Origin of the sequence: Grimontia indica, from assembly GCF_000333895.2 — a bacterium.
GTDB lineage: Bacteria > Pseudomonadota > Gammaproteobacteria > Enterobacterales > Vibrionaceae > Enterovibrio > Enterovibrio indicus.
In genome coordinates this window covers 10,424-23,471 of sequence record NZ_ANFM02000011.1, presented here as the reverse complement: position 1 = coordinate 23,471, position 13,048 = coordinate 10,424, and the positions used below count along the sequence as shown (strand labels likewise).

The 13,048-nt window shown below is 47.7% G+C and carries 11 protein-coding genes and 1 tRNA gene; 3 read left to right on the top strand and 9 right to left on the bottom strand.

Going from position 1 to position 13,048, the window contains the following annotated elements; all coding sequences use genetic code 11:
• Nucleotides 1-69: transfer RNA gene (locus D515_RS06260), tRNA-His, on the bottom strand.
• Nucleotides 70-375: 306 nt separating this feature from the next.
• Between D515_RS06260 and rtcR the strand changes: the two genes are divergently transcribed.
• Nucleotides 376-1,971: an RNA repair transcriptional activator RtcR gene (gene rtcR, locus D515_RS06255; protein WP_039849713.1), complete on the top strand. Its 1,596-nt coding sequence runs from the start codon at nt 376-378 to the stop codon at nt 1,969-1,971.
• Between the two features lie 189 nt (nt 1,972-2,160).
• On the opposite strand, the gene D515_RS06250 is transcribed toward rtcR, so the two are convergent.
• Genes D515_RS06250 through matP form a run of 3 tightly spaced genes read right to left on the bottom strand, consistent with a single transcriptional unit; the run spans nt 2,161 to nt 3,332 of the window.
• Nucleotides 2,161-2,565: a PPC domain-containing DNA-binding protein gene (locus tag D515_RS06250; RefSeq protein WP_002537095.1), complete on the bottom strand. Its 405-nt coding sequence runs from the start codon at nt 2,563-2,565 to the stop codon at nt 2,161-2,163.
• A 17-nt stretch (nt 2,566-2,582) separates the two neighbouring features.
• The gene (locus tag D515_RS06245; RefSeq protein ID WP_002537093.1) at nt 2,583-2,873 is read right to left on the bottom strand and encodes a DUF3634 family protein; all 291 of its coding nucleotides are present in this window, start codon (nt 2,871-2,873) and stop codon (nt 2,583-2,585) included.
• 9 nt (nt 2,874-2,882) lie between these two features.
• Nucleotides 2,883-3,332: a macrodomain Ter protein MatP gene (gene matP, locus D515_RS06240; RefSeq protein ID WP_002537092.1), complete on the bottom strand. Its 450-nt coding sequence runs from the start codon at nt 3,330-3,332 to the stop codon at nt 2,883-2,885.
• A gap of 262 nt (nt 3,333-3,594) precedes the next feature.
• On the opposite strand from matP, the gene D515_RS06235 reads away from it, so the two are divergent.
• Complete coding sequence (locus D515_RS06235) at nt 3,595-5,277, top strand: AAA family ATPase (RefSeq protein WP_002537091.1); 1,683 nt, start codon at nt 3,595-3,597, stop codon at nt 5,275-5,277.
• A 63-nt stretch (nt 5,278-5,340) separates the two neighbouring features.
• A complete protein-coding gene (fabA, locus tag D515_RS06230) occupies nt 5,341-5,859 on the top strand; it encodes a bifunctional 3-hydroxydecanoyl-ACP dehydratase/trans-2-decenoyl-ACP isomerase (protein ID WP_002537089.1) in 519 nt (172 codons plus the stop codon).
• Between the two features lie 220 nt (nt 5,860-6,079).
• On the opposite strand, the gene rmf is transcribed toward fabA, so the two are convergent.
• The 5 genes from rmf to rlmKL all read right to left on the bottom strand — a co-directional run bounded on the left by rmf (nt 6,080) and on the right by rlmKL (nt 12,543).
• Nucleotides 6,080-6,250 carry a ribosome modulation factor gene (rmf, locus tag D515_RS25210; RefSeq protein ID WP_082111327.1) on the bottom strand — a complete coding sequence of 57 codons (171 nt, stop codon included), beginning with the start codon at nt 6,248-6,250 and terminating at the stop codon, nt 6,080-6,082.
• 165 nt (nt 6,251-6,415) lie between these two features.
• On the bottom strand, nt 6,416-8,251 hold the full coding sequence (locus D515_RS06225; protein WP_002537088.1) for a DUF3466 family protein: 1,836 nt from the start codon (nt 8,249-8,251) through the stop codon (nt 6,416-6,418).
• Entirely contained in the window at nt 8,251-10,170 is a 1,920-nt protein-coding gene (gene uup, locus D515_RS06220; RefSeq protein WP_002537086.1) for an ATP-binding cassette ATPase Uup, read from the bottom strand. Before uup ends, D515_RS06225 begins: the two co-directional genes overlap by 1 nt.
• Nucleotides 10,157-10,411 carry a glutaredoxin family protein gene (locus tag D515_RS06215; protein WP_002537084.1) on the bottom strand — a complete coding sequence of 85 codons (255 nt, stop codon included), beginning with the start codon at nt 10,409-10,411 and terminating at the stop codon, nt 10,157-10,159. The genes uup and D515_RS06215 overlap by 14 nt, the downstream gene beginning before the upstream one ends.
• Nucleotides 10,411-12,543, bottom strand: a complete 2,133-nt coding sequence (gene rlmKL, locus D515_RS06210; RefSeq protein WP_039849712.1) for a bifunctional 23S rRNA (guanine(2069)-N(7))-methyltransferase RlmK/23S rRNA (guanine(2445)-N(2))-methyltransferase RlmL — start codon at nt 12,541-12,543, stop codon at nt 10,411-10,413. The genes D515_RS06215 and rlmKL overlap by 1 nt, the downstream gene beginning before the upstream one ends.
• Nucleotides 12,544-13,048 lie beyond the last annotated feature (505 nt).

The following is a 13,048-nucleotide window of genomic DNA, read 5'->3' as shown; positions in this document are numbered from 1 at the left end:
TGACTAGAGCGGGAATCGAACCCGCAGGTGACGGAACATGTCCGCTGCTTTACCGTTTAGCTATCTAGTAGTTTTTAGGGAATCGAACCCTCGGCAGTTTCCTGCTCCCTCCCAGGGGAAGCGTGGTTGGTATACACAATCACAGTGTGAGATGCACCGGGGTGGCATTCAGAACCACACGCCGCTAACCACGAACTTGTTATTCCAAGTCACGTGCCAGTTTCAAAAGAAGAGTAAGAATTAACTTTTATTTCATTGTTTTTATTGAATTAAAATATTTTCAGTCGATTATCAGTCGCCAAATTCATTGCCGTTAACATTCAATTATTCGATACTTTTAGATATGGATATATCTTTTTGGATATGAATGCGGTGATGAAGAAAACGATTGTTGTCAGCCTTTTGGGCACACAGTTAGACAGAATTGGAAAACGGGTTGATAGATGGACACGCTGGAGACCAAATGTAGGATTGGTTCAACAAGAGAGCCTGTCTATCGACACGCTTTATTTACTGCATGACAACCATTCCAAGCGCCTTGCCAATAACGTTGCCGTTGATATCGAGTCAGTCTCGCCAGATACAAATGTGGCCCTGTGCCAGATGAACTTTAGCGACCCTTGGGATTTTGAAGAGGTGTACGCCAAGCTTTATGACTTTTGTGAAGCGATGGATTTCGACATCGATAATCATGATTACCTTTTCCACATCACGACGGGCACTCACGTGGCACAGATTTGTAGCTACCTTCTGACGGAGAGTCGTCACTTTCCGGGGAAGCTAATCCAGTCTGCGCCAGACCTGTCCAAGGAAGATAAGACCATTGGCCGTGTGCAGATTATCGATCTGGATCTGTCTCGCTATGACCAGCTCGCCACGCGCTTTGATAATGCACGAATTGAAGACGAAACCTTTCTGAAAGGCGGCATAGAAACACGCAATGAAGCCTTCAACCGGATGATTTCGCAGATCGAAAAGGTCGCGATTCGCTCCACTGCCCCTATCCTGCTTACCGGACCAACAGGTGCAGGGAAAAGCCAACTCGCTCAGCGTATCTATCAGCTTAAAAAGCGCCGTGCCTTGCTCAAAGGAGAACTTGTCACTGTGAACTGCGCAACGCTTAAAGGAATGAATGCGATGGCGGCGCTGTTCGGACATACCAAAGGCGCTTTCACGGGCGCTTCTGCGGCGCGTGAAGGTTTTCTTCGCGCTGCCGACAAAGGGTTACTGTTTCTGGATGAAATTGGCGAGCTTGGGCTTGAGGAGCAAGCTATGTTGCTTCATGCCATCGAATACAAACGGTTTCACCCTGTTGGCAGCGACAAGGACGTAAACAGCAACTTTCAACTCATCGCCGGTACAAACCGTGATTTGAAAGCCATGGTGATAGAGGGCACGTTTCGTGAGGATTTGCTGGCGAGAATCAACTTGTGGACGTATCCACTTCCTGGGCTAAAAGACCGCAAAGAGGATATTGAGCCTAATCTGGATTATGAAGTGATGGCCTTCGCCGAGAAACATGGTGATCGCATCCGCTTCAACAAAGAAGCGCGCGATAAGTTCCTCTCCTTTGCGCTCTCTCATCAGGCCACCTGGAACAGTAACTTCCGCGACTTAAGCTCTGCAGTCACCCGATTGGGCACATTGGCGGATTCATCCAGGATCGCGGTTGAAGATGTAGACGATGAAATAGCGCGTCTATCAGGTATGTGGAGCGGCTCGTCTAATGAAAGCTCCAGTTCCTATCTTTCTCTGTTAGATGACGAAGTCAGGGAGGATTTGGACACCTTTGACGTGCACCAGCTTAACTATGTGTTGAGTGTGTGTGACCGACATGATTCGATGGCGTCTGCAGGACGTGAATTGTTCAATATCAGTCGCACGAAAAAGGTTCAGTCTAACGATTCAGCGAGGCTTCAAAAGTATCTGGCAAAGTTTGGGGTTTCTTGGAAGGACTTGAAGAAAAAATGACCAATGAATGTCTTGTAGCGTAATGAAATTTAGAAGATAAATTCAGAATCATGAATACTTACGCATGAACTATTTTACTTCCCTCGGGAATTTTTTCACTTTAGTGATAAGTCATTCAATTCAATGAATAAAAGAAGTAAAACTGCACGAATACAAAAACGGACGCTTTTTAGGCATCCGTTATTGTATTTATTCTTTGTTCACCACCAGCTCGGTGAAGCCAGTATCGGGATCATGCTCTCGACTGAACCCGTAACCTTCAAACCGTAACAAGCAGACTTCTGCAGTGTGGCTGACAACACACCCATCCATCAAGTGACCGCCTATCACTGCGCCCTGTTTATCCGCAACCGAAATATGTAGATGAACATGCTCTAGCGTGAGCGTGCCAGAAACAGAAAGGATTTCGAATGGCTCGATTTTGCTCAGCGTAGATTTTCCATCCGCCACCCGAATTTTTAGTTCAGACAGACACCCCACCAGCGATGCAACACAGCCAGCGCTAATCTGATGCGTTTTCACGGCGTCTAGAATCGACTGCTTGAGATCTGCACCTCTGGTAAGACGAAATGCGATGGGTTCAACGGATGACATGGCGACTTAAATGATAACTACTTGAAAGACTTGTGAGGAAACACGTTGCGGATACGTTGTTGCACTTTGTGGTCAATATCTTTTGATAGAACCAGCTTGGCAGGATTAAAACGGTTTCGATACACCTTGATGGTGCCGCTGAAAGGCGTTCGCTTGTTGATTTCTTCACAGTCATGAAGAAACCCATGAGGAATTTTCCCTTTCTTATTAACGAGCTGACCGTCCTTAAACTTGATAAGAATAATAGGACGATCAACCAAAAGATAAGCGAATAAAGCGATAAAGCTGGCTGCGAGAAAATACTCCATGCACACTCCTTACATGTCGAGCAAACTACTCAAATCCTTCTTCAGCGCATCTACTTTCTTGTTAGCATTCTGGGAACGGTTGGCTTCACCAATCAGGTATTCAATCGTGTCCGAGAGCGTCGCATCGAGTTCCTGCGCTTTCAAAGACAATTTTTCCCAAACTCGGAAGTCCAGGTCAATCGACTTTTTGCGAGTGTGTTCTTGTTCAGCATTAAAGTGACGCTTACGCTTCGCACGAATCGCCTGCTTGAGCTTCGTATCAAGCTCCGAAGACATGTGCTCGCCGATCCATTCGATCACTTTTGTAGGCTCGTGTTCGAGCGCTAACAGCGACTTCACCGCGGCTTCGACCTCGCTGGTGTCGACATAACGTGTAACGTTCGCACCTTCTTTATGCTTTTTGACCAGATAGCTCCATTTCCATCCGGCTTCGAGGTTTTCAAGTTGTTGATATTTCATAATTCGAGTTTTATTTGGTTGAGAGCAAAATAAATGTGAAATACAGTGACAGCGTAACAGCAGTTTACTTTTTAATCAAATTAACTCTGCGTATCTCTTTGATCTTTTCTATTCAGATATCAAAACTGAACCCTTTTGTATCGAGACTTTATTCACTTCGTTTCTTTAACACCGACAACTGGTTATCTTCGCTACTTTGAAGGAGCGTATTCATTTATACTCATCGGTAATTAATACACTGAAAAAGTTGATACCCAAACGTATGCAAGAAGTTTCCTGGCAGTCCGTCGTGCCGCAGTTTTCTCATGTTGAAGCGCACATTCGTCAATACGCCGCTATCGAAGCGACCTCTCCTTGTGCATTGCAACCGAGATTAAAAAGCAGCATTGAACGTCTCGTTCATGAGCATCACTTCCCGCGTCTTCTTCTGGTAACAGCACCAGATGTTTATGACTACCTGAAATTGCTCGAGAGCATGACGAAAGCGGCGCTACCGTCAGATGATATGCCTGTGGTCATCGCAGAGAATATCGATGAAGTTCAGCTGTTTGGCGCAGTGTATCCGAATAATTCAGATGTGACAACGTCACGAACAGTGAATGGTCTCCTCCATCAAGCAAATGGCGGCGTGCTTCTCATTTCTCTTGGCTGCATTCTTGCGCAACCCAACGTTTGGAGCCGATTGAAGTCTCTACTTTCAACGAACAAGCTGGGCTGGAAAAGCGCAAAACCAGATGTTTACTGCGAGCTACCACCACCTTCAGAAATTTCCGTCAGAGTTATCGTCGTTGGCGATCGCGCATTGATGTCTGACTTTGAAGCTGGCGAACCTGAATTACATGGTTTGGCGAGCTACACCGAATTCGAACAGGACATGTATCTGACTGAAGAGAACGTTGGTACCTACCTGTCGGTGCTAAAAGGCCATCAACAAGCTTTCGGTATCAAGCCTCTCGATCCAGAAGCCGCTCAACGTGTGATGCAGGCTGGTGCGAGATATACCGAAGATCAGGAAAGATTGCCGCTCTGCCCGCTCTGGACACAAACCTTGTTGCGTGAAGCTGACTATCAAAGCACTGGCGAGACAATTGTGGCAGCAGATGTTGAAGCCGCCATCGAAGCCAAATACTTCAGAGAGTCTTACCTGCCATTACGCGCAGTTGATGACATTCATAAAGGTCAGGTATTCATTGATACCCGTGGCGAACACATTGGTCAGGTAAACGGCCTAACAGTAATTGAAATGCCCGGACACCCGATGGCATATGGCGAGCCAGCACGTATTTCCTGTGTGGTTCACTTCGGTGACGGCGATATTGCCGATGTTGAGCGTAAAGCAGAACTCGGCGGCAACATACACGCCAAAGGCATGATGATCATGCAGGCGTTCGTTAGCGCTGCGCTGGACTTAGACGAGCCACTGCCATATTCCGCGTCCATTGTATTCGAACAGTCTTACTGCGAAGTAGACGGTGACAGTGCTTCCCTTGCTGAGCTTTGTGCGTTTGTCAGTGCCTTGTCCCAAACCCCAATTAATCAAAGCATCGCCATCACCGGTGCTGTTGACCAATTTGGACGTGTACAGGCCGTTGGCGGCATCAACGAGAAAATCGAAGGCTTCTATCACATCTGTGAGCATAGAGGCCTGACAGGTGATCAAGGTGTTATCTTGCCGATGACCAACCTCAACGCGCTGTGCCTGAGCAAAGAAGTCACTGAAGCTATTCTCGACGGAAACTTCCACATTTGGGCTGTCGAACATGTTGAGGAAGCTTTCCCACTGATCACGGGCTTACCATTTAGCGGTGATGAAGAAGAGGAAAATGGTGTTGAAACTGAGACACTTCTCGGCAAAATCGCCCAGAGAATTGATGTTTTTCATCACGGTGAGACCCGTCACACATCCTTAATAAATAAGCTTAAAAACTGGTTAAACCACAACTGATCCGAGTTGTTTAGCGTACACGTGTACGCTAATCTGCTCCTATCTTTTTGCAGGAGCAGTTTAATGCTAATGAAACGCCACTCTTACGACAGAGACGACCTCCTAGCCTCTAGCCAAGGAGAGCTTTTCGGACCAGGTCGTCCACAGCTTCCAGCACCAAACATGCTGATGATGGACCGCATTTCTAACATCACGGACGAAGGTGGTGATCACGGCAAAGGCTTTATCATTGCCGAGCTAGACATTACTCCAGACCTATGGTTCTTTGATTGCCACTTCCCTGGTGACCCAGTTATGCCTGGTTGCCTTGGCCTTGACGCAATGTGGCAACTGGTTGGTTTCTTCCTCGGATGGGTCGGTGGAGAAGGCAAAGGTCGCGCACTGGGTGTTGGCGAAGTGAAATTTACTGGCCAAATCCTGCCTACCGCGAAGAAAGTGACGTATGAAATCCAGATGAAGCGTGTTATCAACCGCAAACTGGTGATGGGTCTGGCTGACGGCCGTGTGCTGGTGGATGGCAAAGAAATCTACGTAGCGAAAGACCTGAAAGTAGGCTTGTTCCAAGATACCTCTTCTTTCTAAGTCGATATCGACACGCCAAATTCTAAACCGCCTCCGGGCGGTTTTTTGTTAATTGTGTTTTACCTCCTCTCCCGCTCCCACCTAATAAGCAACGCGCTAGCCACTATCGATCTGTAACGAAGCTTAAGTAGAGTCAAACATATATAGTTATAGTGCATTAAATGGTAAACAAAAGCCCCGTTTTCCGGGGCTCATGTATAGTTTGGTGTGGGTTAAAAAGTTACTTCAGCATCGATACTTTCGTATCTCGACCTTCGCGCCAACCTCCTAGCCATTGGCTGCGCGCGTCCATGGCTTGATAGGGACATGTCTCAGAGGATCGACCGTTTACACCAGCTTGATAGCCTTTCGCTTGTGCTCGCTCTAAACGATCTCGCTTCTGTCTTTTCATATATTCGCCCTCTTATCCTAAGATGGTTGTATCTTTTCAGTGAGGTTTCATTCAAGTTGATCTTTTATGACCCTCACCAATTAAGATTCACGCATGGTTAATAAATAATCAAGCATCGAAAGGCTCATCCAACAAAAATTTGTGAAGATGAGCCAGAAAGTGAAATTACTTTTTACGGCGGAAAATTCCGCCCAGTGCCAATAGGCCGAGACCTAGTGCCCCCATACCACCACCGCTACGTTCGATAACATTTTTTTCTTCTGGACGAGGAGAAATATCACCCGACTGGCGAACCAGTTTTACAGCTACCAGCTCTTCGGTTCCGTTACACCTTGCGTTATGCGCTACTGAGCTGTATCCACCAGCACAGTAGAAAGCTGAAGCGGCAATATCGCCATTTGCAGCAATATCAAATGCTTCTGCGATACGGAAGTGGTTAGCATTTCCGGTTGGATTGTCATCGTTAGTCAAATCATCCAGACGCCAACCACGCGTGCCGTCAAAGTCAGCACTCAGTGTACCGTGCGCATAGATGTAGCCACGTTGACGACGTGATCGATCACGTGAATTCTCGATATCAACCTTACCTACCAGCTCATTATTGTCGTTGATAGCCGCAGCAGTCGCGTTGTACCCGTTAAAGAACAGAGCACTCTGTGACGTACCCAGAAGCGTGGTGGAACTGCCATTGTTAACAAATACGGTTTCTGCATAAGCACCGTTATTCAGGCGCGCATTCTTTGCCACCCCAACGACAACACCACTACTGTTAATATCAGTCGCTTCGGTGTATTGATAAATGATGTCTCCGCTCTGACGAATATCGACACCAGGGATCAGCGACATATCCCAGCAGCGTTTGGTGGTTCCTGTGATACAGGTAGCGAAGTCGGCAACTGGTGTGTATTTAACAGCTCGAGCATAAAAGCCACTGTCGTTATAAGTATTAAAACCAACCATGGTTGGAGCACTGTTACTTACAATAGCCGCTGCATTTACGCTAGCTTGCGCTGTGTCGTCAGTGTTGCCCGTCGCTCCATTAGGAAAATCCGCAATAGCAAAAGCATTGACGGCATCAGCCGCACCAGAGCCTGATGCCAACCAAATAGAAGCCTGATTGGCAAATTGGAAGTACTGGCAAGCGCGATCCGAGTAATTCAGGTTAGTTGCACAGCTTGAAAGATTGGCTAGACCAGTGTCTTCAGGAACTTTGTTCCCGTTACCCACATCAGCCATGTTTGCTACTGAAGCTGAACCGAAAACAATAGTCTGACCTGCTGCTTCAATCACGCCGTTCGCGTTGGTTTGTCCAATCGCTTCTATGACTGTGCTTGAACCGGATGGTGGCAACATTTCTGCTTCACCGTAAAAGCCCCTGCGTTGGAATGCTCGTGCGTGAATAGATCCAGAGTTGGTGTAAGGACCACTTGAAGCACCTACTGGAACGCCTCCATCTGTCACTGAGTTAACAACTACATTGGTCGACGAGGGATCTGCACTGCCCGGGGGTTCAGTGCCATAAACACCATTACCAAAAGGATTAACAGACGTTCCGTTTACTGTGGCGACACTATTGCTGCTGAAACCATTGCTCCAGGCATCAATTTCTTTCTTCAAACCACCAAGGCAATTTTGCGAGCTATCTTCACTATCACAGACAGCTCCGCTCGCTTGAACACCGTACCACCTTTCATCAGCCCACTCTTCACAAGTGTTGTAACCCAGAAAATCGCGGCAGTAACGGTAGAGATCGTCCTGACTGTTAATGAAGTGCTCAACATCTACCATGTAAGGCAGTTCTTCTGAGTAGTTCAGACCAACAGGACCACTCAAACCTTCAACAGCAACCTTCGATGAATCAGAAGAAATGGCTGTTGTTTGAGATGAATTACTTGAAGGTGCATCCATCAACTGGACTTGGTACAGGGCAGCATTTGCTACCGCAGGGATACCAGCCACCGCAAGTGCGATAGCTGATAGTTTGAATTTGTTGAACTGCATTACGATTCCTTTTGCATCTCTTCGAGTTCTTCCCATCTTTCAAAGGCGGTTTCCAACTCAGCTTCTGCATCGCTCAAACGCTGCAAAACGGGCTGTGTTTCTTCCGTGCTTTTCTGGAAGAACGCAGGATCGTTTACCGATTCCTGTATTTGCGCGATTTCATTCTCTAGGTTTTCAATAAGCTGTGGAAGTGCTTCAAGCTCTCTTTGCAACTTGTAAGACAGTTTTTTGCCCGGCTTATTGTTATTTGCCTGTTTTTTAGGCGCTTCTTCCTTTGGAGTTTCCTTCGCTTTCGGTTTTTCTGACTCGATGGTCTTTAGATAGTTCTCACGTTGCTGCATCGCATCGTGATAGCCACCAACAAATTTGCGGATGACACCATCGCCTTCGAAAATCCAACTGTGAGTAACGGTATTGTCGACGAACTGACGATCGTGGCTCACCAACAGTAACGTACCCTGATAATTGGCAAGTAATTCTTCCAAAAGTTCCAGCGTTTCGATGTCCAAATCGTTGGTTGGTTCATCGAGCACCAAAAGATTACAGGGTTTTAGGAAAATGCGTGCCAATAGAAGCCTGTTTTTCTCGCCACCTGACAGTGCTTTTACCGGCGTACGGGCACGGCGTGGATGGAACAGGAAGTCTTGTAGATAACCGAGCACATGTCGCTTACGGCCCCCTACTTCTACTTCCATCTTGCCTTCTGCCAGATTGTCGATAACTGTCTTTTCCGGATCCAGTTTTTCGCGGTACTGGTCAAAGTAAGCGACTTCCAACTTGGTACCCACATGGAACTTACCGGAGTCTGGCGCGATTTTTTCCAGCATCAGCTTCAACAGCGTACTTTTACCGCAGCCATTGGGTCCGATCAGCGCAATACGGTCACCGCGCATCACATTGAAACTGAAGTCACCGATGATCTTTTTACCATCCCAGTGGTAGTCGATGTCACTCGCTTCAAACACAATCTTGCCCGAGCGCACAGCTTCATCCAGTTGAATGTTTGCATTGCCCTGCACTTCTACGCGATCCGCACGCTCTCGACGAAGCTGTTTCAGAGCGCGCACACGACCTTCATTGCGGGTACGGCGTGCTTTGATACCCTGACGAATCCAGGTTTCTTCCTGAGCCAGCTTCTTATCGAATTCAGCATTCTGCTCAGCTTCTACGCGGAGCATCTCTTCTTTGCCTTCTAGGTACTTCTCATAGTCGCCCGGCCAGGAAGTCAGTTGGCCACGGTCCAAATCGACAATACGGGTTGCCATAGATCGAATAAATGCACGGTCGTGTGAGATGAAGACGATGGCACCTTTGAAATCTTTCAGGAAGGTTTCCAGCCAGATGATGGTCGCCACATCTAGGTGGTTGGTTGGCTCATCAAGCAGCAGAACGTCTGGATCACACACCAGCGCGCGAGCCAGCGCCGCTTTGCGCTGCCAGCCACCAGAGAGCTCAGACAGCTTTTTAGTGCCATCCAGTTTCAACGCGCCTAGTACCGTGGTCAGTTGGTTTTCAAAGCGCCACGCACCGGAATGCTCCAGTTGCTCTTGAACACGTGCCAAGCGATTAATGTTCTTCTCGCTTGGGTCATGCTCAATTAAGCCCAGAAGGTCGTGATACTCTTTGAGTTGCGCACCAACCTCTGCCAATCCTTCAGCGACATAATCAACAACACTTCCCTCAGCATCACGCGGAGGATCCTGCTCTAGGCGGGAAACTTTCAGATCTTGTTGGCGGTTAATGCTGCCGTCGTCGAGTTGAACTGTGCCATGAATCACCTTCATTAAGGTTGATTTACCTGCGCCATTACGGCCAACCAAACAAACCCGCTCGCCCTGCTGCAGGACAAACTCTGCGTGATCCAGCAACGGGTTATCACCATAAGCCAGTTGCGCGTTAGTGATGTTAATCAATGCCATGTTTTACTAACCAAGTGTTTAAAGCTGAAGAATCGAATGGCCAGCCCAGTTCATCGTCGACTGAGCCGTCATTATTTTGGAGAGAAAGCACCGGAATAGTGACGCCGTAACGCTCAAACAAAGCGTCATCAAACGCTATGTCTACAACGCGCAAGGCAGCGGTTTTACCCGCTGCCTGATATAGCGCCAATGCCTCTTCACATAAGTGACACCCTTCCGTGCTGTAGAGGATTAAGGCCATTAACCTTCCTTGTGTGTGATAATCCAACAGTTATGAATCTGCTTGTTACGCTCAAAATCCATAGGGATTGAGCGGTTTGTGATGTTCTGAGCTTGTAAGCCTATCTCTGCCAGCGCTTCGACATCCATTTTGAAGTTACGCTTGTTGTTAGAGAAGACGATTTCTCCGCCTTCACGCAGCAGACGCTTAAGTTCAGTCATCAGTTTGATGTGATCACGTTGGACGTCAAACGTATCGAGCATGCGCTTAGAGTTCGAGAAGGTCGGCGGATCGATAAAAATCAGGTCATACTGCCCTTTCGCCAATGACAGCCACTTCAGGCAGTCAGCTTGCTCAAACATGTGTTGGCGACCTACTTTGCCGTTAAGCTTCATGTTACGCTCAGCCCAGGCAAGATAAGTCTTCGACATATCTACCGTGGTTGTCGATCTAGCACCGCCTACCGCCGCGTGAACGGTCGCTGTACCGGTATAAGCAAACAGGTTGAGGAAGTCTTTGCTTTTTGCTTTTTCACCCAGCATCTTACGTGTATAGCGGTGATCCAGGAATAGGCCTGTATCCAGGTAATCATAGAGATTCACTTCCAGCGTCACACCGTACTCGTGAACCTTCATAAAGCGCTTGGCTTCACCTAGCTTCTCGTACTGGCTAGTGCCCTTTTGCTTCTCTCGGGTTTTAAGAACCACGTTATTGGCATTGACGCCCGTCACAGCAATTGTGGCGCGAACCATATCCAGCAGGCGGCGACGTGCTTTCTCTTCTGGGACGGTTTTAGGTGGCGCGTATTCCTGAATAACGATGTTGTCGCTGTAACGGTCAATTGCCGCGTTGTAATCAGGCAGGTCTGAATCATATAGACGGTAACATTCAACACCTTGTTGCTTAGCCCACTTTTCCAACTTCTTGATATTTTTGCGAAGACGGTTGGTAAACTCAGGCGCTACATCAGCGAGAGGAGCAGAGTCGCCTTGTGACGTTGTCATCTCGCCACGTGCAGTAATGTGATAAGTCTTCATCACACAGTCAAGCGCGCCATTACGGAGCTTGTAAGTACTGTCTGCTCGCATGCGCAAGCAGCTCAGCAACTCGTCAGAACCCGAGTAGATAGATGCAATTGAGCCTTTAAATTGGCTCTTCAACTGCACACCTAATTGGGTATATAACGCGATAAGGCCCGGCGTAGTGCCCAGACGCTCACCATATGGAGGGTTACAAATGATGTTACCCTCTTCGAAGCCTTCTGGACGCGTCAGTTCCGCTGCGTCACCTAACTCAAACTGAATCAGGTCTGCTACGCCAGCACGACGGGCGTTTGCCTTAGCGGTTTCCAGCACGCGGCGGTCGTTATCGAAGCCGAAGAATTTACTTTCGCACTTCGCAGGCCCTTTCTTCGACTTGAAAGTTACTTCCGCGTGTACTTCCATCCACTCTTCACGATTGAATGATTTCAGTGCTTCAAAGCCCCAGCGCTTGCGTTTCAGGCCTGGTGCCACTTCTGCGGCCATCATCGCCGCTTCAATCAGCAAGGTACCTGAACCACACATTGGGTCCAGCAAAGGCTTATCAAACGTCCAACCACTTTTCATGACCAATGCCGCAGCGTTGGTTTCACGAAGCGGTGCAGCTCCAGATTCTGTGCGATAGCCGCGTTGGTGCAAGCCAGAACCCACCATGTCGATACCCAGCAGGCCTTGCTCTTTAGAGAGTCGCATGTGAATACGTAGGTCTGGCTGCTCACGATCGATGCTAGGGCGATCTAAATCCGCCTTCACGAAGCGGTCTACAATCGCGTCTTTCACTTTCAGCGCACCATACTGGCTATTGCGGATTTCACGGTTTGTACCATTGAAATCAACAGCAATACGCTTTCTCTCGCTGAAATATTGTGGCCAGTTAATGGCAGATGCGCCCAGATACAGGTCCATGTCGTCACGCACTGCGAATTCACCCAAAACAAGAATGAAGCGTGACGCCGTGCGGCTCCATAAACAGCACGTGTAGAGAGTCTTTTCATCCGCGCGGAAACGAACACCAGCGCTTACAGCTTTCACACTGCTAGCACCCAGTTTTTGTAGTTCTTCTGCTAGCAGATTTTCTAAACCGCGGGAGGTAATTGCTAAATATTGATTCATGGAAATGGATTCTGAGGAATGTTGCGCGCGATTATAAACGAATTCAGACGCCAACGCTCTATCAAGGGTGATATATCTCACTATTTTCCTTGATATACGGATGCTCCTTTTTTGCCGAGACTCTGGGGGCTGTTGGGCAAGACATAGCCATGCCTAATCACCCCTCAAAAAAGACGCTTCGCACAAAGTCGATTTCTCACAATCCCACGCTCACCTTTCCATCACCCCTCACTTATCCACAGGCGGATTTTCGTTTCCCAAGGGAAACATGCTTAATCCGCTTAGAATGCCGCTATCTTTCGGCGACAATTTCTCATTTCATTCATTGCCCTTCGAATAATAAGTAAGCACACACTTATCCACAAAGACATATTAAATATGACTTTGTGATTCTAAATTTGGTTAGATTAATTCCCAACAGGAAATGCGAACAAACCCTTAAATCTGGTATATACCAGTGAGCGTTTTTGGATGTATCTCCCTCTATAAAGGAGGAAGAAATGGC